Raw genomic sequence first — 24,502 nt, forward strand, 5'->3', positions numbered from 1 at the left:
CTTTCTCCACCGGCCCGTTAAAAATCAACTAGCGATTCGAGCAAACATGAGCAAAAAACTTTTCACGCTGCGCCCAGGCCAGATGACGCTGGTAGAACTGCGCGCCAATTATCAGCACGCCCAGGTAATCGAGATGGACCCGGCGTTCTGGCCGGCCATTGAGGCCTCGGCGGCCACCGTCGATAAAGTCATCAAGGATGGTCGCACCGTTTATGGCATCAATACCGGTTTCGGTTTGTTGGCCTCGACCCGGATTCCGACGGATAAGCTGAAACAACTTCAGCAGTCGCTGGTGCTCTCGCATGCCGTTGGTGTCGGCAAACTGCTCAGCGACGATGTCGTGCGTCTGTTGATGGTGTTGAAAGCTTCATCCCTGGGTCGCGGCCATTCCGGTGTGCAACGCGCGACGCTGCAATTGCTGCTCGATATGATCAACGCCGAGATCTATCCGTGTATTCCGGAGAAAGGCTCCGTCGGCGCCTCTGGAGATTTGGCGCCGCTGGCGCATATGAGCTGCGCGATGATTGGCGTCGGCAAAGTTCGGGTCAATGGCGAAACCTTGGATGCCGAAACCGCATTGAAAAATGCTGGCTTGAAACCGGTTGAGCTTGGACCGAAGGAAGGTTTGGCGTTGTTGAACGGAACCCAGTGCTCAACGGCCTTGGCGCTGGCCGGTTTGTTTGCCACCGAAGACTTGTTTGCGTCAGCTGTCGTGTGCGGTGCAATGTCAGTCGATGCTGCACTTGGCTCCGATGCACCATTCGATGATCGCATTCACGCCGTGCGCGGTCATCAAGGCCAACGCGATGTTGCCGCTGCTTATCGCGAATTATTGAAAGATTCCGAGATTCGCCAGTCCCATACTGGCTGCAGCAAAGTACAAGATCCCTACTCGCTACGTTGTCAGCCCCAGGTCATGGGCGCCTGCCTGGATCAACTGCGTTTTTCTGCTTCGGTGCTGCTAACCGAAGCCAACGCCGTTTCCGATAACCCATTGGTATTCAGCGAAGAAGGCGACATCATTTCTGGCGGAAACTTCCACGCCGAACCGGTGGCGATGGCCGCCGATGTGCTGGCCATCGTCCTGGCCGAAATCGGCGCCTTAAGCGAACGCCGTATCGCGCTGTTGATGGATAAACACCTGTCGCAATTGCCACCATTTCTGGTCAAGGATGGCGGTGTCAATTCCGGTTTCATGATTGCACAGGTAACAGCAGCCGCGCTCGCCAGCGAAAACAAATCACTGGCGCATCCCGCCTCAGTCGACAGCCTGCCAACCTCTGCCAATCAGGAAGACCATGTGTCGATGGCAACCTTCGCTGCCCGGCGTTTGAGAGACATGGCAGAAAATACTGCCGGCGTCATCGCTGTCGAATACCTGTCTGCCGCGCAAGGCATCGACTTCCGAGCGCCGCTGAAAACATCGCCGAAACTGCTGCAGGCGCATCAGTTGTTGCGCGAACACGTCAAACATTATGAGCAGGATCGTTATTTCGCTACCGACATCGAAGCCGCAACAAATATGGTCAACGGACAACTGTCCGATCTCGTAAAATTGGTTTTACCGTCGACACCAGGCTGATTATCGCAACTCGCGAGTTCGCCAGTCTATATTGGACAAGTGGCGCAATAGACAGAAATAAAAAAGGCCGTTAAACGGCCTTTTTTAATACTGGTTACAACTACGCTTAACGAGCAGCGATTTTCATATTGATGAACTGAATCCACTGCGCAGCATGACCGCGAGTTTTTTCATACTTCGTTGCTTTCTCCAGCGTACTCAGCGCGGCATTGGTATTGCCAGAATTATACTGAGCAATGCCAAGATTCAGATAAACACGACCTGGATCTTTTAGGCCCCCTTTATCCAGTGCGCTGTTGAATGCTGTGGAAGCCTCTTTCCAGTTTTCCAGTTCCGAATGAATTTCACCTTGATACTGGAAATAAGTGCCGTCATTGGCAAACTTGGCTGCTTCGCCGTAGGCTTCAATGGCTTTACGGTACTCACGCGCCAAACTCCAATTCTGACCGATTTGTTTCCAAATCTTTTCATCAGCTTTGACTTTGCCTTCCTTAACGGCTTGTTGAAGCGTTTCGGCAGACTTGTAAGGAGCTTCAAACTGACTGTACAGAGCGGAAAGATTTTTAAACTCGCTTTCCTTCTCCAACATGCCTTGTTTGTCAGCAAGCTCCATAATGGCCAGAGCTTCCGTATCGCGACTCAAGCGCAATAGCAACTGCGGCAATTGCTGCCAATAAATCTTCGTGTCAGGATACTTTGGTAAAGCCTCCATTAAAACTGTCGTTGCCCCTTCGAAATCCTGAAGCTCTGCATGTAAAGAATAGAAAAAGTCGTACCAAGACTTTTTCACATCCTTCGACATGTTAATCGCCTGATGCAAAGGACATACGGCTTCGCGTTTCTTGCCCGCTTCAAAATAGACGCTAGCAAGAAGCGCCAAATTATCCGCCGTTGGCGAGGGTGCATACTTGAAATATTCCAAGGCTGCTTCCAGCGCTTTTGCATAATTCTCGGCCGCCAGATAGAAATACATCATGTTATTTCTGATCTGCAGCTCCTGAGTCGCCGACAGAATATTTTTTGACAAGGCGGCACGAGAATGCTCAATCGCTTTGTTCCACTGCTTCTTGCTGGCGTAGATGAACGACACCTGCGTGCGCACCCAAGCATTGTCATAAGCACGATCTTCATTGCGCTCAATGACCGGCAACAAAATGGCCAGTGCTTCGTCATAAGCCTCACGACCGATTGGGTCCTGCGCCTTTTGCATCGCCTTATAGGTCGACTCCTGCGGCAACTGGATTTTCCGTTCAATCTTGGAAATATCGATCTCCGGTTTTACCGGCTTGCAGGACGCGGAAAGTTTGGTGTCCAGCGCCATCGCGGGCGCCGCAGAAAGCGCCAGGCCACATAGACCGAGGCAAGCGCTTTTCCACATTACGTTAACCTTTCTCATAACTTGTGTGTCTCGCTTAACCCTGTTCCAGTTTGAAGTCCAGGCAGTACTTTTTCAGCTCAGACTTGACCGGTTTGCCATCTTCCACGCTTGGCTTGAATTTCCATTTGGAAATAGCACGGCGCGCTTCTGAATCGAAAACCCGACGCGGTTTGGCATCGTAGATCGACAGATCCGTTACCGAACCGTCCGGCTCAACGTAAAAGTTGAAGCAAACATAACCTTCGATACCATCACGAGCCGCCTCGACCGGATAACGCGGGGGGAGTGTAGCCACCGGAATCGCTTCGCCATCACCCGTGCCGGTAGTGAAAGACGCAACGCCCCCGACTACTCCACCGAGGCTTAAACCTTCTCCTAATCCAAGGGCAGACGTATCCATCCGCAAATCCAACATTTGTGCTACGGGCTTTTCATTGGATTTGACCCGCTCAGCGGTGGGCGGAGGAGGTGTCTTAGGTGGTTCTGGCTTCTTGGGCGGCTTGCGCTCTTTGGTCTTCGTTTCGTCGTCCGGTTTGACATCGAAAAATCGATGTCCACCCGTTCAGCCGTATTCAACTTTACTTCGCCGACCGAAACCAGAAATGCCATAAATACAAACAGCGCAAACGCAGCAGCCAAGCCGCCAATAATGCCAACCAAAATACGAATCATGGCTTACTCCACTTCCGTCGCGACGGAGACGTCTTCACCCCCGGCTGCCTTGATGGCGTCCAGCGCCGCAATGACGGTGCCTACGTCGGACTGTTTATCAGCCTGAATCACGACAGCGCCGCCCGGGTTCTCGGCACGCAGGCTTTCAATGACCTGGCGCAGTACCGGTGCTTCAACCTGACGCTTGTCGACCCATATCTTGTTATCGGCCCCGACCGCGACAAAAACGTTTGCCTCCGGCTTTTTGATCGCCATATTGGCTTCGGGGCTTTGCACTTCGATACCGGCTTCGCGCACAAACGAAGCGGTCGTGATGAAGAAGATCAGCATGATGAACACGACGTCCAGCATTGGCGTCATGTCGATCTGCGCTTCTTCCTGTTGCCCTCTCGAACTCTTGGACATTCGCTCAATCGCTCTTCAAATCAATGGTGCGGCAGACTGTCGGCAAGCTGTTCGGCACGATTGCGCGCCAACGCTTCCAGACGAGCCGCGACAAACAGACCCGAAATTGCAGCCACCATTCCCGCCATCGTCGGCATGGTCGCCATCGAAATACCATTCGCCATCAGACGTGCGTTGCCGGAGCCCTGTGAGGACATCGCCTCAAACACGTTGATCATGCCCCAGACCGTGCCCAAAAGGCCGATCAAAGGGCAAATTGCCACGAGTGTCTTGATTAGGACAATCCGGGTATTCAGGCGTTCCGTCGCTTGCGACAACCACGCCTGGCGAATATGGCGGGCCTGCCAGGACGAGGTGTCCTGGCGGGCGTGCCAGCTGGCAATCAGGGTCCGCGCTTCTTTCGGATATTCAAACTGCAGGTACAGCCAGCGTTCGATGATCAGAGCCCACAGTACGAACAGTACGAAGGCAATAATCCACATCACCGGGCCACCGGTTTCCATAAACCGGTTGACGAATTCCCACAGATTAGTAAGCGCGGTCATTAATTACGCCCCTTTTTTCTCTGCGTGCTGGGCAATGATGCCGGTGCTCTGCTCTTCCAGAATGTGGATCAGCGACTTGCTGCGACCCGAGATCAGGCTGTGCAGGAAGACCAGCGGAATTGCCGTGACGATACCTTGTACCGTGGTAACCAGCGCGGTGGAAATACCGCTTGCCATCAGTTTCGGATCACCGGCACCGAACATCGTGATGACCTGGAAGGTCTCGATCATACCGGTAACGGTACCGAGCAGACCCAGCAACGGAGCCAACGCGGCGAACACTTTGACCATTGCGATACCGCGCTCCAGGCGTGGCACTTCTTTCATGATCGCTTCGTCAAGCTTCAGCTCGAGGTTATCAGTATCGGCATCTTTGTTGGCCAGATAGACCGACATGACACGACCCAACGGATTGTTGCCCGGCGTGGCGGATTTCAGCTGCGAGCGAATCTGGCCGCCGACAATAGTCAACGTGATCAGGCGCTCAAGCACGATCAGGATACCGACGAAGAACACACCAGTAATGACGTAACCAACCACACCGCCCTGATGATATTTCTCCATCAGATCTGGGGCTTGAACAACCAACTGCAACAGTCCGCCACGGGTTGGATCGACATATAGCGGCTCAAAACCGGAGCTGTTGCTCTCGAAATCATCAACCAAGCTGACAACGCGGGCAACTGGCTGGCGAGCCAGTTCCTGAATCTGGTTGGTTTCCGGACTGTAAATATAGTACTCACCGTCACTGACCAGGTTGAATGCACCAACACGAACCAGCTCACGCTCTACTTGAGTACCGTCGCCAAGAACAACCGGAGCGGTGAAGCGGCTTATTTTGCCCTGTTCGGTCATTTCCTGCTGCATCGAAACCCACAGGTTACGCAACGCTTCGATTTTCGGCAGTGCTTTCGACTGCGCCATGTCCTCAAGGAACTTGGCGCGGCCCGGGATTTCAGCCGATACATAAGAACGGTTGATACGAGCAGCCATGTCGCCCGCAGCCTGACGCACTACACCGAACATTTCGCCGAGGTTACCGACGCGAACGGTTTTCTGCTCTTCCAGAACGGCCAACTCTTTCTCATTGGCATCGAACGCCGCTTTCAAGCGATCGCTTTCACGCTCCAGTTCAGCCAACTCAGCTTTGGCCTGATTCAGCAGCGCCGCTTGTTGGTCACGGGCCTGCTTGAATTGGGCTTCACGCTGGCGGTTAAGCTCGCTCTCAGCGGTTTGGGCTTTGCGAACCATGTCCAGCAGCTGGTCCAGCGACTGGGCTTTCGGCGCATCGGCGGCAAATACGACACTCGATGCCGCAATTGTGCTCGCGAGAAGAGTGAGAATTAAACGCTTCATTATTTGGACTCCGCTGCGAATACAGGCAATTTGACCAGGTCTTTCGGGGCTTGGTTACGCGTCATCGCGATCGCTGTACGAATGCCGGACAGATAGTCGGCAGCCAGCGGCTCCCACGATTTCTCATTGTGGTTCCACACAAACGCCTTGTTGCCATCCAGCGTACTGTAAATCAGCGCAATACGGCCAAAACGCAGGAAGTTGACGGTCAGATCGCCAGCGTCGCCCGCAACCGCACCTTGGTAAGATTCAAAGGAATTACCGTAGTCGACTTCAATCTGGTAAGCCTCAAGGATTTGACGATATTTCTCGGACAGAGAAATGTCAGCACGCTGCATATTGGTACGCAGACGGGCAATGCGCTTTTCACGCTCTTCCGGCAGGAACGGCACATCCAGAGCGACAAATTGCTCCAGCGTATCGATCATTTGCTGCATCAACGGAACCAAACCTTTTTCGGTATCGTCAACGCTCTCGATTTCCTGCTTGATGGAAACCTTTTCGGCTTCCTGGCTCTTGACCAGCTCACGCACCTGGGCGTTGTAGGCCTTCAAACTGTCAATGCGCTGCAGAGTCGCTTTGTACTCAGCCGACAGGTCCAGCTTTTGATCAGCCAGTTTGTCAATTCGTTCTTGACTCTCGGCGGCGGCACGAGTGATTTGCTTCTCAATTTGCACAGCTGTATCAAAAGGCCCTGCCGCCTGTACAGCTCCGATGGTCAGACTCAATGCTGCTGCGGCGCAGGATGCACGAAGCCAACCGGATTGATTTTGAATAGGCATATTCATTTCCGACAGTTAGTTAATAAATCAGACTGGATCTACCAGTGGATCTATGAGCTCGGCACAAAGCTGAGCAAAAATCAAACAGATATACAGTCTGCGGGTCCCACAAACCGACGCCAGACTATAAGGGCGTAAGCAATTGTAAGTCAATGTAACGGAGTTTCTATTTTCCCACGGCCTACAGGGAAATATTCACAGCTTTTGGGCTCCGTGACTTCAGAGCAATTACCACGACGGTAAGAAGTGTTGTTTTAATGGTATTGCCCCATTGAACCATAGTTGTCGCTCCATTTGTTGAACGACTTTTTTAACCTTCGAAGGGCCGTTGACACAGGAGCTGCCAGTAGAACAAAACATGTTCAGCCGAACGTTACGCACCAGCCAATGCTCAGGCCGTCGGGCGTCTTTAGCTGAACCAACTTCTCCAACTTGCGCCCCAATATATGGGCAAAATTCCGAATTTGTTGTTCGTTACGAGCGCAGGCGACCAATGCTTTCTGACGCACCAACATATCCTGATATGCCTGCTGAAGATCACGCAGTTTTGTTTCGCCTATGGATGCATCCGCTCGTTGTCTGGAATCATTCAGACCAGACATTGTGGCATCCAGCAGTTCGTATATTAGCTCAGAATATTTTCCAGTTTTTGCCCGATTTTGCGCCGCTGACAGCAATTGATTGAACGTTATTCGGGATTGTATTGCGCCTTCATCCTGCGACAAAGCCTTTCGGCCTGACTCCGTACCGGCTTTGGCCATTAGCTGACACATCATCAGTGTGTGATTGAAAAAGTGTTGTTCGAAAAACCATTCAAGGTGCTGAAGCTCTTCCTTTGCTCGCGCGACAATCAACGAATGTTGATCATGAATCACAAATGCAATTCTACCGTCAGGTTTGAGTACTCTGGCAATCTCCGTTAAAGACCGCTCCACATCCGAATATTCAACGCCAAACTGACTAATTACCCAATCGAAACTGGCATCAGGAAAAGGCAATTGCTCCACCAACACTTCGTCATGGAAGCGCAGCGCAATTGATGCTGACCAACCTCCTTGCTCGAGCCAAGTCGGATTGATCTGTGCGATATCTACGGCATCGAAGGTCATCTCAGCTATTGGAGAAGTCGACAGAAACAGCCGAGGCAAGAATCCGTTTCCCGTGGCCACATCCAATACGGACTGACAGGATTTGAATCGGGCAAAGATTTCGTGCCAAAACGTCAACAACGCCGCTGACTGCTGACTTTCCCCACCTAGGCACGCTTCTACCGCGCCAGTCGCCCAATAGTTACTCCAGATTTTTCTGGTTTGTTCTATCGACTTGGATTGTTCGCTCATTAACCGTTCTCCAACGCGTCGCGCATTGGCTCAAGGTATTGTTGATAGTGCTGCCATACGCGAGCCCGATCCTTGCGAATGCCATCACGAATCATCACGCTACTTGCAGTTGCCACCGCATCTCGATTTGCGACATTTATCATGCCCGGCTCAAAGTTTATCCCACAAAAATTCGCCATTCGAGTGGCAAGTAACTCTGGTTCTTCCACCAACTGCTGATAGTCAACCTCCAGTATTCGATCTGAGAATATGTCCTTCCAGCTATTGGTCAAACGAAGGAACTGCTTATAGTAATGCGCAAAATCCAGCTGATCATAAGAATAAGGGCAGGCATGACTGAACAGTGTTCTCAAACTGGAAAAGCCTACATCCATGGGGTCACGACGCAACAAGATAAATTTCGCCTGCGGCAAGGCACGTGCAATAAACCCGACGTTGAAATAATTCGACGGCAACTTGTCCGTTACGATTGGTCTGCCGTTCGCCCGCCAACGCATGCCATTCAAGTAGCTTCGACCAAGCTTTAAGTAGTCCAACTCAGCACGCCGTGTGATGACTCGCGAATCAATTTCACCGGAGAAATGAACACCGGTCAACTGGCGCAGCCTCGCTCGAATGTCATAAGTTTCGCCGCCGGAACTCACCTGACTGTTGCCGGCAAGTATCTGCTCGGCCAAAGTAGTACCCGATCGGTGCAGGCCAATAACGAATACCGGGCGCAATGACGCATCGGAATACCCCTGCACATCAGGGAACTTAGTCGCCGACCAATTTTGTAAATGAGAAAAGAGCGAATCGTAGTGATCACGGGAATATCCCAACTGAGCTCGCTTAACCGCGCACCCGTCCATCAGCGCACGCCAGGAGGCCTCGTAGTCTTTTGTCTCATGAAGCTCGTTGTGTAAAGCAAAAGCAAACCAAATCTTGGCATCCTCGGTTTTTGCGCATGCGAGGAAATCACGGAGCTTGTCTATTCGTTCACCGGCGTTTGGCAATCGCAACCTCGACAATAACCAGTGAGAGCCGGGATCATCAGGAATCCATTTCAAGCACTGTTCGGTATGTTGGGTAGCGGCTGCCAAATCACCATGCATCAACTCAAGAGTTGCCAGCATATAAAGACCGGGGGGATAGTTCGGATCGGCGGCCACTGCTGCCTGAGCAAATCTGAGCGCCAACGCATTAATGCCCGCTAGGCTCAATTGTTGTGAAACCATGGTCAACATATACGCAGACCCCCATTTTTCCGGGGACAGCTCTCTGCATATATCGATCATCAGTTGAGATTCGCTGAGCGCTCCCAAGGTGCTCAACAAACTGAGCCCGGTGGAGGGTGAGTCCATGACGTTCTTGATCGCCTGCGACACCAGCGAGCGTGCCTTGATATTGTCTTCGATATCCAAATACAGATCGGCCAAATGCAGCTTCGGTGCGGCCAGTTCGGGATGGGACTGAACCATGACAATCAACGCATTCATGGCAGCCTGCTTGTCGCCCATCTCCAGGTAGCGGTTTATCGAGCGCAAACGCCGGGAAATACCGGAAGCAGTACTGTCATGGAACTGTTGATTCATCATGGAAAATCCGTAGAAAAGTAAATGGCAAAGAAATCGAGATAAGGTCGTTCGACGCTTGCTCCAAAAAGTAGCTGATAGACCGCGCGCCCGACGGACTCCATCGCAACCCAAGGTTACCAATTACTCACTGTCCGAAGTAAGTCGAGGTATTCAGGCTGCAGACCTTAATGATAATTCTCGATTGCATCAACAAAAAAAAAAGCGAGGCCGAAGCCTCGCTTTTCCTTGTTATGACCAAACTTAGAAAGTCTGGGTGTAGCGGACGTACGGTACGCGACCATAACCATCATACAGGTTGAAGTCGAAACCGCGGCCGGTCGGATCGAACGGATCCAGAACCGGATCTTCGTCGGTCAGGTTATTGACACCAACCGTCAAACGACCATTCCACGGGGTATTCCAGTTGACCTGGAGGTTGTGGGTGGTCCAAGACGGGAGGGTGTGCGAGTAACCGTAGTCGTTATTACCAGCACGAGCTTCGGTACCAGCAGTCGACAGTGTGCCATCGATGTAGTTGATGTTCCAGACGACGGAGAAGTCGCTGATCACCCACTCGTTCGCCAGAATCGCACGGATTTCCGGAGCACTCGGGTCACCAACAATGTTGGCGCCGCCGTCAACACTGAACTCATCCATATAGGTGATGGTCAGCATGTTCTTCAAACGACCAGCTTCAGCGAAATCGAAGTTGGTTTCGAAGTTCAGGTCAAGACCGCTGGACTCCAGCGTACCCAGGTTGACCGAACCGCGCTGCGCGTAAAGCACTTCGCCAGCAGAACCGAACGCGACACCCAGACCGTTCGACGGAACTGGCGGGTTGACGTTGGTCGGAAGCAGAGAAAGACCCGACGGGCAGTTCGAAGAAGCACCGCTCAAGCACGAAATCAGACGACCGGTGGAGATGGCCGCAACACGACCCTCAACTTCGATATTGAAGTAGTCCAAGGTCATGTTCAGCCACTCAGTCGGCTGCCAAGCCAGACCTGCGGAGAACTGATCCGACTGTTCAGAAGTCAGGTTCGGGTTAGCCAACGCGTAAGCAGTAACCTGAACCGAGCAGGTCGGGGCCAGACCAAATGCGATACAGGTAGGAGCGTGAGTGACGGTGTCAGCCGAGAAAGCTGGTTGAGCGGTCACGTCGGACAGCGCCGGAGCACGGAAGCCCTGACCAAATGAAGCACGCAGGGTCAGTTCATCAATTGGCTGGTAACGGAAGGAGATCTTCGGAGAAGTATCGCTACCGTAGTCGCTGTAGCTGTCGTAACGAGCCGCAATGCTGGTTTCGAAGCCATCGAAGAATGGCAACAGCATTTCGAAGTAGAACGCATCAACAGTACGGCCACCGAATGAAGAGTTACCGGCGGAACCGACGATCTGGCCAGAAGACTGCAGCGTATCGTAGATGTCTTCATAGACTTCTTTACGTGTCTCGGCACCGACTGCCATGCTGGCTACACCACCGCCAAGCTCGAACAGGTCGAAGCTGGCATTGGCGTAGTATTCGGTGATACGAGAAACGGAGTCACGGGTAATCGTGGCAATCATCGAATCCAGGATGTCACGATCAACGTTGAACGGGTCGTAAACGTTATAGGTGCCATTAGAAATCAGCTGTTGAGCCAGGCCGCCGACAACATAGTTACGACCCAGTTCGTAGAACTTGGCTTCAGTCAAACGGGCGCCAACATCAACCGTCACATCACCGATCATGCCTTCGAAACCGATCAGTGTGTCGTAGGTGTTTTTATCAGTGGTGGTATCACGCGGACCCAATGCTGCAAAACGGTGGCGCATGAAGTAAGGCACAGTCGGATCATAGCCAGCACCCGGAGCGACCACCGCTGGGTGGTTCGGAGAACCAACCGGCAGGAAGATCGAACCGCCCGGCCAAGGCGAAGAAGGAACCGGAGCATAACGACCAAACGATTCGGCGCGGCTGACCGTAGCAGTCATGTAAGCAGTCCAATCGTCATTGATTTCGTACTCACCACGGGTAAACAGCGAGCTGGTTTCGATGTTGGCCTCGTCAGCGGCTTGCGCGGTGAAGTCATAGAAGCAGCGCTGCGAAGAGCCCGAACCACTGATAAAGAAATCAGGGAAAGCAGCCCCCGAGCAAGTGCCCGGCAGTACTGAACCATAAGTTGGGTTGGCAACGAAACCGCCAGCGCGGAAGCCGTACAACGTGCCCGGCGCAGCAATGGCTGTGAACAGGTTGTTCGAGAAGGTAGACGCACCACCAGTCGACCATGGACGGTCACGCTGGAACACGATTTCACGCTCGTTTGACGAGAAGCCGACGATCAGGCTGCCTTTGTCGCCAGCGGCGCCCATCAACACGTGCATTTCGTCAGTGTCACCGCCTTCACGGCTTGGACGGCTTTCGCCGTACTTCAGCTCAACGCCGCTGAAATCTTTACGAGTGATGACGTTGACAACGCCACCGATAGCGTCGGTACCATAGATAGCGGAAGCACCGTCACTCAGGATTTCGATGCGCTCAACGGCACCCAGCGGAATGGCGTTCAAATCCTGCGCGCTGCCGGTGTCCGGAGAAACCGGCGCACGACGACCGTCGATCAGGATCAGAGTACGACCACCACCCAGGCCACGCAGGCTCAACTCAGAGAATGACTGAGCAGACGAACCGGACTGTGGGCGGAAAGAACCGAAAGAGTTGAAAGTGGTATTACGCAGCAGGTCCGAAACCGAAGTGTAACCCGAAGTATCAATTTGCTCGCGGTCGATAACGGTAACCGGCAGAGCACCTTCGACATCGGAGCGCTTGATGCGCGAACCGGTGACTTCGATACGCTGGGCTTTTTCTTCGCCTTCGCCTTCTTCCGCTGCGTATGCCGGAACAGCGGCTGCGATCGCTGCACCGCCGATCAGCGCGAAGCGAACAGCTTTGGCAATTAGGGTATTACGTTGAGTACTCAATGTCGTTCTCCCTGGTTGTTTTGAGGGTTCACAGGCGCTGCCGACTTTATGTTTATTCGTCATAAATGTCGGATACGCCATTAATGGCCCGGGATGGGCCTGATCTGTCCGGGGTCGATACTAACTAGGTTGTTTCAGATTGGTCAACAGTTTTTCAGATTAAATAAATGGTCGTTTTTTCAGCATTTTTGTTGGTTTTTCTGGTGCGTGCAGCGCGCCGTTGGTGCATCAAGAAGTCGTTACTGGCCGTCGCATTTTGGTTTTAGAAACGGCAGGTGATGAGAATGTCGCATTGCACCAAATTATTTGTTAGTGTCTGGGCATTCATGTCGATACAGCACCGAATTGGCGCGCATCAATTCAATGCAAATATCATGCGCGCTGCTATAGATGAGTTCTATGCGCTATAAGTTGCTGATATATTTCCCGTTTGCCAAGCATCTTGCGTGGCCTGGCGAGACCGATAAGCGATGATCAATCCCAAACCCGGAGCGGCTTCTTGAACGTACGATGGCTACGCACGGCATTGGTCGCGGCGTCAGCGGCGACGCTTTCTGCCTGCTCACCAACGGCCTCGGATACCCGCTTGGCCAGCTTGGTATTCTGTTCGGAAGGCAATCCGGAGTCCTTCAATCCGCAGCTTGCGACCTCGGGCACCACGTTTGATGCCACGGCCCGGACGGTTTATGATGCACTGGTCAGGTTCAACTCGGAAACGGTCACCGTCGATCCAGCGCTGGCACGAAGTTGGAACAATCTGGATCAAGGCAAGCGCTGGCGCTTTCAGCTTCGTGATGATGTCTGGTTCCATCGCACTGAAGAGTTTCAGCCCAGCAGACCGTTTAATGCTGATGATGTGGTATTCAGTTTCAAGCGTCAGCTTGATGACAACCATCCGTTCCATGACATTGGTGGTGGCACTTACCCCTACTTTCAGATTACCGGTTTAAGCGACAAGCTGTTGGATGTGCGCGCCATTGACCGTTACACCGTTGAGTTCTTGCTGCGGGAAAAAGAGCCTCGGTTCCTGGAAATGCTGTCAATGGAGTTCGCCTCGATCTTGTCAGCCGAATACGCTGACTGGCTGACCGCACGACAACGACCGGAACAAATTGATCAGCATCCGATTGGTACGGGCCCATTCCAGTTTGTCAGCTATCGCCCCAATCGTGATATTCGCTTCAAACGCTTCGATCATTATTTTCTTGGCGCAGCAAAGCTGAGGGATCTGATTTTCGCCATTACGCCCAACACCAGCCTGCGCCTATCGCGCTTGCGTGCTGGCGAATGCGATGTCATGGCCCAGCCTTCGCCGGCGCAGCATCAGTTTATCCGTCAGATACCGGAGCTGCGCCTGATTCAGCAGCGAGGCCTGAATATCAGTTATTGGGCGTTCAACACCCAGAAGCCTCCGTTCCAGGATGTCCGGGTTCGGCAAGCGTTCAACTTTGCCATCAACCGACAGCCGATTATCGATACCGTGTATTTCTCGTCGGCAGAACTCGCGGTCAGTCCGGTACCGCCATCGCTGTTGCCTCATGAGCAGCAGATTCCGATTTATCGTTTTGATCCGTTGTATGCGCGCGAGTTGTTGCAGCAGGCCAATTTCCCTTTTGAGCAAACCATCGAAATCTGGGCGATGCCCGTTTCCCGCCCTTACAATCCCAATGCGCGCAAGATGGCAGAACTCATTCAGGAGGATTTGCGCCACATTGGCGTCAAGGCACGTATCGTCAGCTACGAATGGCGCGAGTTTTTACGCCGGGTTTCGCTTGGTGAGGCGCAATCGGTATTGATGGGTTGGTCAGCGGATTTGCCCAGCCCGGATAATTTTCTGTCGCCACTGTTATCCTGCGCCGCCATGCAAGTCGGTTCAAATAGAGCTTTTTGGTGCGATCAGGAGTTTGACGCACTGTTACAGCGGGCACTGGAAGCCAATGACCCGACCACGCGCCAGCAGATCTATCTGGACGCCTTGCGCATGTTCAAACATCAAGCTCCCTGGCTGACCATTGCTCACGGCTCGCAGTCAATCGCCACTCGCGCCAATGTCAAGTTTGTGGATTTGAATTTCTCCGGTGGCGTCAATTTTCTGCGCACGGAGAAATCACTATGACCGCCAGCGTGTTGCGCCAAGTGGTGCTGATGCTTGGCAATATCATCGGCGTCATTGTGCTGTGTTTCCTGTTTCATCAGTTTCTTGAGCATCAACAACAGTTGCCATGGTGGCAGTCGCTTTGGCAGTTCGTCCGCACCATTGTCAGCGGCGAACTTGGTATGACCCAGGATGGGGCTCCAATCGTTCAGGAGTTTTTTCGCCGCTTGCCGGCAACCATTGAACTGTGGGTAAGCGCCATTGTGCTGGCGTTCTTGATCGGCATTCCTGCTGGCGTCATGGCCGCGACCCAACGTCTGCGTTGGCCGGACCGGGTGGTCGAGATCTTTGCGCTGATAGGTTTTTCGCTACCGGTGTTCTGGTGGGCACTGTTGCTGGTGCTATGGTTTTCGCTGGAACTGGAAATTACGCCGGTATCCGAGCGGATTGGTTTTTTTTATGACATTGAACCGGTCACGGGTTTTATTCTGATTGACTCGCTGCTGGCACATGAAAAATATGGCATTGAGGCGTTCCTTAACGCACTGCTGCACTTGTTGCTGCCGGTTGCCGTATTAGCGATATTGCCGACTGCACTCGTTACCCGCGTCACCAAGACTTATTTGGTAAGTGTATTGTCCAGCGATTACATCCGGATGGCGCGCGGACAAGGCTTCAGCGAACGTCGTCTGGTGTGGAAACATGGCTTGGCGAATATTGCTGCGCCGATATTACAGATTTTCAGCTTGCAATTGTCATCGCTGTTTACCGGCGTATTTCTGATTGAAGCGATCTTCTCCTGGCCCGGAGTCAGTGCCTGGTTGTTGGAACGGGTGCAGGTTGGCGATTACGACACGGTGATCATGGGCGGATTTCTGCTGGCCAGCTTGTTGGTCGTTGTCAATGCGCTGATGGATAGCATCAGTACGCTGGCCGAGCCCCGTCGCCGGAGGGCCCGCTGATGTACGTCAGCCTCTGGAGTCGATTCGCCAACAAACCGTTTGCGTTGCCATCGCTGTTCTTGTTGTTGGCTATCACCTTATTGGCCGTGCTCGGTCGCTGGCTGGCACCGTTCGACCCGACACTCGTTCATGAAAACGCGGTGCTGTTGCCACCGTTCTGGATGGAGTCCGGACAAACCAGTTTTGTGCTCGGTACTGACGATCTCGGTCGCGATATGCTGTCACGACTGATTCATGGCGCCCGCTTGACGATGGGCTCTGCCAGCATTGCTGTGCTGGCCGCCGGACTGGTTGGCTGGCTGCTAGGCAGCATCGCGGCATTTCTGCCGAATTGGGTGGTTGTGCTGCCAAACCGCTTTATGGACACACTGTTGGCGTTACCTTCCTTGCTGCTCGCGGTACTGATGGCCGTCGCGTTCGGCACCAGCATTTTCACCGGCATAGCGGCTGTCGCACTGGCCTTGGCGCCACACTTCTATCGCGTCACCTATCAGTCAATAAAAAATGAATCGTCACGCGAATATGTTGCTGCGGCGCGACTCGATGGCGCCGATGGATTTTCAATTTATTTTCAAACCCTGATGCCGAATATCGCTGTTCCCCTGATCGTGCAATTGACGCTGGCCTTTTCCGCGGCGATTCTCGATATCGCCGCACTCGGTTTCCTCGGACTCGCGGCCACTGGCGCCATTCCGGAATGGGGTAATCTACTTTCTTCTGCGCACGACTTCATCCAGATTGCGCCATGGACGGTGGCGCTACCTGGCCTGGCCATTTTGTTGACGGTGCTCTGCGTTAACATTGTCGGCGGCGCTTTGCGTGCCAGCCTCGATCCAAAAGGCGTTCAACGATGAGTCTGTTACGGGTCGATAATTTCTCGGTGGAATTTCCGTCGCTGTACGGCGATGTACGCGTGGTCGATAATTTCTCGATTCAAATGGGCGTCGGTGAAATCCACGGCCTGGTCGGCGAATCCGGCTCCGGCAAAAGTCTGGCCGTGCTCGGCATGCTCGACTTGCTCGACAGCAGCGAAGCGAAAACCCGTGTTGACCATTTGAGTTTGAATGATAAAGATCTGCTACGCTGTTCCAGCGTTGAGCGCAGGCGCTGGTTGGCCAAACACGCGTCGATTATTTTTCAGGACGCACACAGCAGCCTGAATCCGGCGTTCACCATTGGCGCCCAGCTTGACGAAGTCATTCGCACCCACCATGAGATCGGCAAAGCTGAACGCAAAGAACGCGCCGCCGAATTGCTGCACCAGGTCGGCATTCACAATATTGCACCGACACTGAAAAGTTATCCGCACCAGTTTTCCGGCAGCATGCATCAGCGCATCATCATTGCCTTGGCGCTGGCCTGTGAACCGGCGCTGCTGATTGCCGACGAACCGACCACCGGCCAGGACGTGACCGTACAGGCGCAAATTCTGGAATTGCTGTTTGAACTGAACGCCAGCCGAGGCATGGGCTTGTTATTGGTCACACATGACATCGCACTGTTAAACGAGCATTTCAACAACATCACGGTGATGTACTGCGGCCAGGTTGCCGAAAGCGGCCCAGCCGCAGCGGTACTGAACCGGCCACATCATCCGTACACCCAAGCCCTGCTCGACAGCTTGCCGAATCTGCATCATCGCAGTCGGCGCATGTGGTCACTGCGAGGCGCGACACCGAGCATGCTGCATCTACCGGTCGGTTGCTATTTCGGTCCCCGTTGCCCGCGCGCCGAGCGTGAATGCGTCAACGTCGTCGCGCTGAATACCGAAACCGATCATCATTATCGCTGCCTGTTCCCGCTGCATGTCGAGGAGCAAGAATGACCGGGCCGTTACTGTCCTTGAATCACGTTTCACACCGCTTCGCGGTACAGCGTGACTGGCCGGCCCGTGCCAGGCAAAAAACCGCGCTACATGATATTTCGTTCACGCTGGATCGTGGCCGAACTCTGGCCGTAGTCGGTGAAGGCGGTTCCGGCAAAAGCACACTGGCGCGTGTTATTGCCGGCTTGCTGAAACCGAGCGAAGGCGAAGTGCGCTTCAATGGCATCGACATGTATACCCGCGAGCGCGAACTGCAATTGCAACTACGCCGTCATGTGCGGATGGTGTTCCAGAATCCGAATGCTTCGCTGAATCCGCGCACAACCATTGGTCAGCAACTGGAGTTGGCACTGCAACACCTGACTCAGCTTGGACCACGGCAACGCATTGAGCGCATCAATGAAGCGCTGAGCAAGGTGGGCCTGCAGGCCGATCACAAGGACCATTACCCGCACCAATTCTCCACCGGTCAGCGCCAGCGTGTTGCCATTGCCCGCGCCATCATGCTGAACCCGCAGTTGATTGTCGCTGACGAACCGATCTCGACACTCGATGCATCAGTACAGGCACAGATCATGAACCTGATGCTGGATCTGCAGGACACGCTCAGCCTCAGTTATGTATTGATTTCCAATGATCTGGCCATTGCCAAAGTCATGAGTGATCAGATCATGGTCATGTATGCCGGCGAAATCATGGAATACGGCCCGGTTGAAACCGTTTACGAAACGCCGCTGCACCCCTACACCCGGGCACTGTTCGCCGCCAGCCCGAGCATACGTGACGTGATGAAAGTCTCTTCGACACCGCTTCGTGGTGAGCTCGGCAGCGCCGGCATGGCCGCTGTCGGTTGTCCATTGTCGCGGCGCTGCCCGTTTGCCGATGAACATTGCAAAACGGCCCGGCCGGAACGGCGCTTGATGGAACAACAACTGGTGTTCTGTCACAAAGCCGGTGAGGTTTAAGCGAGAGTCAGCGGACCAGTCGAAGCGCAAGCGTCTAATCGGCCTGTGGTAAAATCCGGCCCCCACTAAACATAAGGGTGTTACTCATGGGTTTTTTGAGCGGAAAACGCGCACTGATCGTCGGATTGGCCAGTGACCGGTCCATCGCACACGGCGTCGCCGAAGCCATGCATCGCGAAGGTGCCGAGTTGGCGTTCAATTATCAAAATGAAAAACTGAAAGACCGCGTGATCAACATGGCCGGCGAGCTCGGCTCATCGATTGCCTATGAATGCGATGTCGCCTCCGATGACAGCATCACGGCCTTTTTCGACAACATCAAAAAGCATTGGGACAAGTTCGACATTCTGGTGCACTCGGTCGCTTATGCGCCAGGCGGCCAGCTTGAGGGCGATTATCTCGATTGTGTGACCCGCGACGGTTTCCGCATTGCTCACGATATTTCCTCGTACAGCTTTGCCGCGATGGCGAAAGTCGCACGCGAGATGATGAATCCAAACGGCGCGATGGTGACCATGACCTATCTTGGCGCCGAACGCGCGCTGCCGAATTACAACGTCATGGGTGTCGCCAAAGCCAGCCTTGAGGCAAACGTGCGTTACATGGCCGCCAGCCTTGGTCCGCGCGGCATTCGCGTCAACGCCGTGTCGGCGGGTCCGATCCGCACCCTGGCTGCCTCCGGCGTCAAAAACTTCCGCAAGATGCTGTCCTATTATGAAAAGGCCTGCCCTCTTCGTCGTAACGTCACGACCGAAGACGTTGGCAATGTCACCGCATTCCTGTGCTCGGATTTATCCTCAGCAGTGACCGGCGAAGTGATTCATGTCGACAACGGTTATCACTTTGTCAGCATGCCGGAACTCGAATCTGCCGGCGAATAAGCGTCAGCTTGAATAAACGCCAGAAAAAAAGACCGGCTAAAAGCCGGTCTTTTTTTCCAGAAGCATCAGATGCTGATGCGGATCATGACTTTGGCGCCAGACTCTCATCCACATACGTGACCTTGGCGCGTTTTTTCAGCGATTCAACATAAGCCATGTACTCGGCTTCACCGCTGAAACGGGCCAGTTGATCTTTATTCGGCTGCCATTGTTCTTCGCTCAAGGCGTCGGCGTCAGGCAGACTGGCCGCGGTCAATTCGACCAGCAGATAGCTGCCGTCGGTCAAAGTGGTGCCGCTGATGCTGGCTTTCTCTTCCGGACGCGCGGCTTCGAACAATTGCTGGCGTACCATCGGTTCCGGCGCGGCCGCTTGACGGGTGATTTGTTCAAAGCTCTGCCAATTACTGTTTTTCTCTGCCAGCAAAGCACCAACATCCTCGCCCGCTTGCACTTTGCTCAGTAATTCAGCACCGAAATCCGCAACGTTTTTCTGTGCCTTGCGGTCGTTGATAGCGGTCGTGATCTGGGCCTGCACATCCGCCAGCGGCTTATGGCTGGCCGCCTGATAATCTTTCACACGCACCATCACGGCGCGCAGTTCGCTGAGCTGAATCAGCGCGCTGTTACGACGCTGCTGCAACACCTCATCCGTTGTCACCGCTTCCATGACCGAGGGCTCACGAGCGATGCTCAGTGGGCTGGTGCGCGGGAACAAACCGGTTTCTTTGACTTCCAGACCGGCTGCCGCGGCCACTTCCTGCAAGGAATCCGGTGTTTCAAACCCTTTTTCATTCAGGATGTTTTGCTTCTCGGCAAACAAATCATAGAGCTTGGTGGTACGCACCGACTCTTCAATGGCGGCTTTGACATCATCAAAGGCTTGGACATCACCACCGCTAACACTAATCAGCTTGATCAGGTGATAACCGAATTCGGAACGGACCAATTCGGACACCTGCTCCGGCGCCGATAATGCAAATACCGCGTCATCGAATGCCGGGTCCTGGAAGCCTTTCTCAATTGGCTCCAACTGGCCACCCTGCTCTTTGCTGGCGATGTCATCAGAATATTGTTGCGCCAACTCAGCGAACGACGCACCGGCTTGCAATTCGGCCTGAGCTTTTTCCGCTGCGGCTTTCGCTTCGGCATCGCTGGTGTCGTCGTCAACGGCAAACAGGATATGCGCTACGGTGCGGCGTTCAGCACCGGTGTATTGCTCCTTGTTGCTTTCGTAATAGGCTTTCAGCTCGTCTTCGGTGACGCTGATTTGCGGCTTCAGCGCTTCACCGTCGATTTCCAAATAGGCGAGATTGAATTGCTCGGGTACCGCGAACTGGGCCAGGTTCTCGTTGTAATACTGTTCGATTTCGGCCACAGTCGGTGCTTCGCTCGGCATAAATGAAGTGGGCGCCAAACGGGCAAAGCGACCGCTCAAGGTTTCATTTTGCAGGCGATAAAAGCGCTTGGCTTCATTTGGCAAGGCAAAGGCGGTATCAGACAGACCACGCAGCATTTGCATGCTCAGCAGATCTTTTTCCAACTGGGCGCGGAAACGCTCTTTGGTGAAGCCATTTTGCATCAGCACCATTTCCAGCGTCGCTTCGTCATATTTGCCGTCACGCTGGAACGCTTCCATCGACTGGATTTGATCCCTCAGCGTTGCCGGGCTGATGCGCAGATTCAGATCGTTGATCGACTGATTCAGGGCAGTCGTGGCGATCAGGTTCTGCAATACCGAGCGGCGGAAATCCTGCTCTTTTTCCTCGGTATTGAAAATCTGGTTATACATTTCGCCATAACGAGCACGCGCGCGCTGATAAGCCTGCTCGAACTCCATCCGGGTGATTTTCTCGCCATCGACCTTGGCGACCGCATCGGCATCGCCGGAGACAAAGAAATTGCCGACGCCGGTGAACACAAAGGCGATAAATACTAGGGCGAGCAGAACCCAGGCCAACGGCCCATTCATCCCCTCGCGAAAACGATCCATCATGGCGTTTTGCTCTCTCGTTGTATGGCTACCCACCCGAATCCCGGGCGAAACAATAAAAAACGCCCGCTACCTGTCAGGGCCCGGGCGTTATTCGATGACGATGCAATTCAGGCGTAAAGGTTGGCGGAGCGGACGGGACTTGAACCCGCGACCCCCGGCGTGACAGGCCGGTATTCTAACCAACTGAACTACCGCTCCAAAACCTGGTGGGCGCTAAGGGACTTGAACCCCTGACCCCCTCCATGTGACGGAGATGCTCTACCAGCTGAGCTAAGCGCCCACTATTCGCTTGAATTACGTGCTGCGATTAACGCAGCACGCTCAATTACTCGTTTACCGCGTCTTTTAACGCTTTGCCCGGCTTGAAGCCTGGCACTTTGGCCGCCGCAATTTTGATTTCCTGGCCGGTTTGCGGATTGCGACCGGTGCGGGCAGCGCGCTCTTTGACGGCAAATGTGCCAAAGCCAACCAGAGCCACTTGGTCACCTTTACGCAGCGCGTCGGTGACGGCATCCAGCACGGCGTCCAGCGCGCGAGCTGCAGAAGCTTTGGAAATGTCCGCGCCTACCGCGATTGCGTCGACCAGTTCAGTCTTATTCATGTTTTCCCCTTGCGAAATGCAATGCCCTAAGGCGTAAAAAAGGTGAATGTAATCGTGCCGCCCGTTTAGGGGGTCGCTTTTATACCAACGGTTAAAAAGTAGTGTCAAGCGAGCGAAGAAGGCTTTCTTCGCTGCACCGTGTCACATTCACCACCGATGATTTGCCCGGTATCGAACGATACCGGGCCGCAAAAAATAATGCGTTAGTGTGCCTGCAGATCGCTTCCGGCGCTACTGTCTTTCGTGCCAGAAGCAGAAATTTCCGCAGATTCTTTGGCAGGAACCGGCATGCTAACCAGCGCGATGTTCAAAACTTCATCAATCCATTGCACGCAATGAACTTCAAGGTCTTTTAGCACTTGTTTCGGTATCTCTTTGAGATCCCGACGATTATCCTTCGGAATGATCACATGACGAATACCACCGCGATGGGCTGCCAGCAGTTTTTCTTTCAAACCACCAATCGACAGCACTTCACCACGTAAAGTGATTTCACCGGTCATCGCGACATCACGACGCACGGCGATGCCGGTCAGACTGGAGACCAAAGCGGTGCACATCGCAATACCGGCGCTCGGGCCATCTTTCGGTGTCGCGCCTTCCGGCACGTGCACATGCAGATCGATTTTCTCGTAGAAATCCGGTGCGATATTCAAGGTTTGTGATCGGCTGCGCACAACCGTCATTGCGGCTTTGATCGACTCCTGCATGACATCGCCGAGGCTACCAGTGAAGGTAGTTTTACCTTTACCGGGTACTGTTACCGCTTCAATCGACAGCAACTCACCGCCAACTTCGGTCCAGGCCAGTCCTGTGACTTCACCAATGTGATCACTGTCACTGGCTTTGCCATAGTCGAAGCGGGCCACACCCAGATATTTTTCCAGCAGTTTTTCCGTTACCTGCAATTTGCTCTTGCTCGGTTTCATCGTCAGCTGTTTACCGACTTTACGGCAAATTTTGGCGATTTCACGCTCAAGATTACGAACACCGGCTTCACGGGTGTAATAACGGATGACGTCACGAATGGCATGCGTGGTCAAACTGAATTCGTCTTCTGACAAGCCATTGGCTTCTTTCTGCTTTGGCAGCAGATAGCGCTCAGCGATATTGATCTTTTCGTCCTCGGTATAACCGGGAATCCGAATCACTTCCATGCGATCGAGCAGTGGCGCTGGTATACGCATTGAGTTCGCGGTGCAGACGAACATGATCTCGGACAGATCGTAATCGACCTCAAGATAGTGATCGTTGAACGTATGGTTCTGCTCAGGATCCAACACTTCCAAAAGCGCTGAGGCCGGGTCGCCACGGAAATCCTGGGCCATCTTGTCGATTTCATCGAGCAGGAACAGCGGGTTCTTGACGCCGGCCTTGGCCAGCTTTTGAATCACACGCCCCGGCAGCGAACCGATATAGGTACGACGATGGCCGCGGATCTCGGCTTCGTCACGCACACCGCCCAAGGCGACGCGCAGGAACTCGCGACCCGTGGCGCGGGCAATCGATTGGCCAAGGGAGGTTTTACCGACACCCGGAGGGCCAACCAAACACAATACCGGACCTTTGATTTTCTTCACGCGCTGTTGCACCGCGAGGTATTCGAGAATGCGCTCCTTGATGTCATCAAGACCATAATGATCCTCATCAAGAATTTTCTGCGCACGCACCAAGTCATGCGAGACCTTGCTGCGTTTTTTCCATGGCACCTGCAGCATCCACTCCAGATAGCTGCGTACGACCGTGGCCTCGGCCGACATCGGTGACATCATTTTCAGTTTTTTCAGCTCGGCTTCGCATTTGGCTTTCGCCTCTTTGCTCATACCGGCTTTTTCAATCTTGTTGGTCAGATCTTCTAGCTCGCTGGCGCCTTCTTCGCCTTCGCCGAGTTCTTTCTGAATCGCTTTCATCTGCTCATTCAGATAATACTCGCGCTGCGATTTTTCCATCTGACGCTTGACCCGGCCGCGAATGCGTTTTTCGACATTCATCAGCTCGATTTCGCCTTCCATCAACGCCATCAATTGCTCAAGACGCTCGGAGACAACGATCAATTCGAGAATTTGTTGCTTGTCGGAAACCTTCAACGCCAGGTGCGAAGCAATGGTATCGGCCAGACGTGCCGGCTCTTCTAACCCGGATATTGCCTGCATGATTTCTGACGGTACCTTGCGGCCAGTTTTCACGTAGTTATCAAACACCGCAACCGTTGAGCGCATCAGCGCATCTTCTTCTTTCGGGTTCGGATGTTGATCAGCGATCAATTCGGTTTCCGCGAGCATCATGTCAGCGCCATCGACGTAGCGCAGCACTTTCGCGCGCTGAGCGCCTTCGACCAGCACCTTGACGTTGCCGTCCGGCAGCTTCAGCAGTTGCAGAATGGTTGCCACGCAACCGATTTGATAAACATCTTTCGCGGTCGGATGATCGACCGACGCTTCACGCTGGGATACCAGCAAAATCTGTTTGTCGGATTTCATCGCGCTTTCCAGCGCGTGTACCGATTTTTCCCTGCCGACAAAAAGCGGGATGACCATATGCGGAAACACGACAACGTCGCGTAACGGCAGTACCGGTAATTCCAGAACACTAGCGGTAGTCATGTG

The 24,502-nt window shown here is 53.6% G+C and carries 20 protein-coding genes and 2 tRNA genes; 7 read left to right on the forward strand and 15 right to left on the reverse strand.

Going from position 1 to position 24,502, the window contains the following annotated elements; genetic code table 11:
- Positions 1–46 precede the first annotated feature (46 nt).
- Entirely contained in the window at positions 47–1,582 is a 1,536-nt protein-coding gene (hutH, locus tag E2H98_RS04340) for a histidine ammonia-lyase (RefSeq protein ID WP_133591583.1), read from the forward strand.
- A gap of 106 nt (positions 1,583–1,688) precedes the next feature.
- Here the strand turns inward: hutH and E2H98_RS04345 are convergent, their stop codons facing one another.
- From E2H98_RS04345 to E2H98_RS04390, 10 genes are all read right to left on the reverse strand, one after another.
- On the reverse strand, positions 1,689–2,960 hold the full coding sequence (locus tag E2H98_RS04345; RefSeq protein ID WP_133591581.1) for a hypothetical protein: 1,272 nt from the start codon (positions 2,958–2,960) through the stop codon (positions 1,689–1,691).
- 34 nt (positions 2,961–2,994) lie between these two features.
- The gene (locus E2H98_RS04350; RefSeq protein ID WP_157591243.1) at positions 2,995–3,360 is read right to left on the reverse strand and encodes an energy transducer TonB; all 366 of its coding nucleotides are present in this window, start codon (positions 3,358–3,360) and stop codon (positions 2,995–2,997) included.
- A 20-nt stretch (positions 3,361–3,380) separates the two neighbouring features.
- Positions 3,381–3,632 (reverse strand): hypothetical protein, encoded by a 252-nt coding sequence (locus E2H98_RS04355; RefSeq protein ID WP_157591244.1) that lies wholly within the window; start codon positions 3,630–3,632, stop codon positions 3,381–3,383.
- Between the two features lie 3 nt (positions 3,633–3,635).
- Entirely contained in the window at positions 3,636–4,037 is a 402-nt protein-coding gene (locus E2H98_RS04360) for an ExbD/TolR family protein (protein WP_157591245.1), read from the reverse strand.
- Positions 4,038–4,057: 20 nt separating this feature from the next.
- Positions 4,058–4,582 (reverse strand): MotA/TolQ/ExbB proton channel family protein, encoded by a 525-nt coding sequence (locus tag E2H98_RS04365; RefSeq protein WP_133591576.1) that lies wholly within the window; start codon positions 4,580–4,582, stop codon positions 4,058–4,060.
- A gap of 3 nt (positions 4,583–4,585) precedes the next feature.
- A complete protein-coding gene (locus E2H98_RS04370) occupies positions 4,586–5,938 on the reverse strand; it encodes a MotA/TolQ/ExbB proton channel family protein (protein WP_133591573.1) in 1,353 nt (450 codons plus the stop codon).
- The gene (locus tag E2H98_RS04375; protein WP_157591246.1) at positions 5,938–6,720 is read right to left on the reverse strand and encodes a DUF3450 domain-containing protein; all 783 of its coding nucleotides are present in this window, start codon (positions 6,718–6,720) and stop codon (positions 5,938–5,940) included. Before E2H98_RS04375 ends, E2H98_RS04370 begins: the two co-directional genes overlap by 1 nt.
- Positions 6,721–7,082: 362 nt before the next feature.
- On the reverse strand, positions 7,083–8,060 hold the full coding sequence (locus E2H98_RS04380) for a class I SAM-dependent methyltransferase (RefSeq protein ID WP_133591569.1): 978 nt from the start codon (positions 8,058–8,060) through the stop codon (positions 7,083–7,085).
- Positions 8,060–9,637, reverse strand: coding sequence for a tetratricopeptide repeat-containing sulfotransferase family protein (locus E2H98_RS04385; protein WP_133591567.1), 1,578 nt, complete (start codon positions 9,635–9,637; stop codon positions 8,060–8,062). The genes E2H98_RS04380 and E2H98_RS04385 overlap by 1 nt, the downstream gene beginning before the upstream one ends.
- 240 nt (positions 9,638–9,877) lie before the next feature.
- The gene (locus E2H98_RS04390; protein ID WP_162848192.1) at positions 9,878–12,574 is read right to left on the reverse strand and encodes a TonB-dependent receptor; all 2,697 of its coding nucleotides are present in this window, start codon (positions 12,572–12,574) and stop codon (positions 9,878–9,880) included.
- Positions 12,575–13,073: 499 nt separating this feature from the next.
- Here E2H98_RS04390 and E2H98_RS04395 point away from each other — a divergent pair, with 499 nt between their 5' ends.
- The 6 genes from E2H98_RS04395 to E2H98_RS04420 all read left to right on the forward strand — a co-directional run bounded on the left by E2H98_RS04395 (position 13,074) and on the right by E2H98_RS04420 (position 19,302).
- Positions 13,074–14,690, forward strand: coding sequence for an ABC transporter substrate-binding protein (locus tag E2H98_RS04395; protein ID WP_157591247.1), 1,617 nt, complete (start codon positions 13,074–13,076; stop codon positions 14,688–14,690).
- A complete protein-coding gene (locus E2H98_RS04400; RefSeq protein WP_133591562.1) occupies positions 14,687–15,631 on the forward strand; it encodes an ABC transporter permease in 945 nt (314 codons plus the stop codon). The genes E2H98_RS04395 and E2H98_RS04400 overlap by 4 nt, the downstream gene beginning before the upstream one ends.
- A complete protein-coding gene (locus tag E2H98_RS04405; protein WP_133591560.1) occupies positions 15,631–16,485 on the forward strand; it encodes an ABC transporter permease subunit in 855 nt (284 codons plus the stop codon). The genes E2H98_RS04400 and E2H98_RS04405 overlap by 1 nt, the downstream gene beginning before the upstream one ends.
- Positions 16,482–17,456 (forward strand): ABC transporter ATP-binding protein, encoded by a 975-nt coding sequence (locus tag E2H98_RS04410; RefSeq protein ID WP_133591558.1) that lies wholly within the window; start codon positions 16,482–16,484, stop codon positions 17,454–17,456. The genes E2H98_RS04405 and E2H98_RS04410 overlap by 4 nt, the downstream gene beginning before the upstream one ends.
- Positions 17,453–18,421: an oligopeptide/dipeptide ABC transporter ATP-binding protein gene (locus E2H98_RS04415; protein WP_162848191.1), complete on the forward strand. Its 969-nt coding sequence runs from the start codon at positions 17,453–17,455 to the stop codon at positions 18,419–18,421. Before E2H98_RS04410 ends, E2H98_RS04415 begins: the two co-directional genes overlap by 4 nt.
- Before the next feature lie 86 nt (positions 18,422–18,507).
- On the forward strand, positions 18,508–19,302 hold the full coding sequence (locus E2H98_RS04420; protein ID WP_133591554.1) for an enoyl-ACP reductase FabI: 795 nt from the start codon (positions 18,508–18,510) through the stop codon (positions 19,300–19,302).
- Between the two features lie 82 nt (positions 19,303–19,384).
- On the opposite strand, the gene E2H98_RS04425 is transcribed toward E2H98_RS04420, so the two are convergent.
- The 5 genes from E2H98_RS04425 to lon form a co-directional block, all read right to left on the reverse strand.
- Entirely contained in the window at positions 19,385–21,295 is a 1,911-nt protein-coding gene (locus E2H98_RS04425; RefSeq protein ID WP_133591552.1) for a SurA N-terminal domain-containing protein, read from the reverse strand.
- Positions 21,296–21,416: 121 nt separating this feature from the next.
- Positions 21,417–21,493 (reverse strand) — tRNA-Asp (locus E2H98_RS04430).
- A gap of 6 nt (positions 21,494–21,499) precedes the next feature.
- Positions 21,500–21,575 (reverse strand) — tRNA-Val (locus tag E2H98_RS04435).
- A 45-nt stretch (positions 21,576–21,620) separates the two neighbouring features.
- Positions 21,621–21,896, reverse strand: a complete 276-nt coding sequence (locus E2H98_RS04440; RefSeq protein ID WP_133591550.1) for an HU family DNA-binding protein — start codon at positions 21,894–21,896, stop codon at positions 21,621–21,623.
- A 203-nt stretch (positions 21,897–22,099) separates the two neighbouring features.
- Positions 22,100–24,499 carry an endopeptidase La gene (gene lon / locus E2H98_RS04445; RefSeq protein WP_133591548.1) on the reverse strand — a complete coding sequence of 800 codons (2,400 nt, stop codon included), beginning with the start codon at positions 24,497–24,499 and terminating at the stop codon, positions 22,100–22,102.
- Positions 24,500–24,502 lie beyond the last annotated feature (3 nt).

It is taken from the genome of Permianibacter aggregans (genome assembly GCF_009756665.1).
In the GTDB taxonomy this organism is placed as follows: Bacteria; Pseudomonadota; Gammaproteobacteria; order Enterobacterales; family Permianibacteraceae; genus Permianibacter; species Permianibacter aggregans.

Coding starts and splice junctions, on each gene's coding strand:
- E2H98_RS04410 (WP_133591558.1), top strand. CDS start 16,482: ATGAGTCTGTTACGGGTCGATAATTTCTCGGTGGAATTTCCGTCGCTG.
- E2H98_RS04345 (WP_133591581.1), bottom strand. CDS start 2,960: ATGTGGAAAAGCGCTTGCCTCGGTCTATGTGGCCTGGCGCTTTCTGCG.
- E2H98_RS04420 (WP_133591554.1), top strand. CDS start 18,508: ATGGGTTTTTTGAGCGGAAAACGCGCACTGATCGTCGGATTGGCCAGT.
- E2H98_RS04425 (WP_133591552.1), bottom strand. CDS start 21,295: ATGATGGATCGTTTTCGCGAGGGGATGAATGGGCCGTTGGCCTGGGTT.
- hutH (WP_133591583.1), top strand. CDS start 47: ATGAGCAAAAAACTTTTCACGCTGCGCCCAGGCCAGATGACGCTGGTA.
- E2H98_RS04365 (WP_133591576.1), bottom strand. CDS start 4,582: ATGACCGCGCTTACTAATCTGTGGGAATTCGTCAACCGGTTTATGGAA.
- E2H98_RS04380 (WP_133591569.1), bottom strand. CDS start 8,060: ATGAGCGAACAATCCAAGTCGATAGAACAAACCAGAAAAATCTGGAGT.
- E2H98_RS04385 (WP_133591567.1), bottom strand. CDS start 9,637: ATGATGAATCAACAGTTCCATGACAGTACTGCTTCCGGTATTTCCCGG.
- E2H98_RS04440 (WP_133591550.1), bottom strand. CDS start 21,896: ATGAATAAGACTGAACTGGTCGACGCAATCGCGGTAGGCGCGGACATT.
- E2H98_RS04400 (WP_133591562.1), top strand. CDS start 14,687: ATGACCGCCAGCGTGTTGCGCCAAGTGGTGCTGATGCTTGGCAATATC.
- E2H98_RS04415 (WP_162848191.1), top strand. CDS start 17,453: ATGACCGGGCCGTTACTGTCCTTGAATCACGTTTCACACCGCTTCGCG.
- E2H98_RS04360 (WP_157591245.1), bottom strand. CDS start 4,037: ATGTCCAAGAGTTCGAGAGGGCAACAGGAAGAAGCGCAGATCGACATG.
- lon (WP_133591548.1), bottom strand. CDS start 24,499: ATGACTACCGCTAGTGTTCTGGAATTACCGGTACTGCCGTTACGCGAC.
- E2H98_RS04375 (WP_157591246.1), bottom strand. CDS start 6,720: ATGCCTATTCAAAATCAATCCGGTTGGCTTCGTGCATCCTGCGCCGCA.
- E2H98_RS04355 (WP_157591244.1), bottom strand. CDS start 3,632: ATGATTCGTATTTTGGTTGGCATTATTGGCGGCTTGGCTGCTGCGTTT.
- E2H98_RS04350 (WP_157591243.1), bottom strand. CDS start 3,360: ATGGATACGTCTGCCCTTGGATTAGGAGAAGGTTTAAGCCTCGGTGGA.
- E2H98_RS04370 (WP_133591573.1), bottom strand. CDS start 5,938: ATGAAGCGTTTAATTCTCACTCTTCTCGCGAGCACAATTGCGGCATCG.
- E2H98_RS04405 (WP_133591560.1), top strand. CDS start 15,631: ATGTACGTCAGCCTCTGGAGTCGATTCGCCAACAAACCGTTTGCGTTG.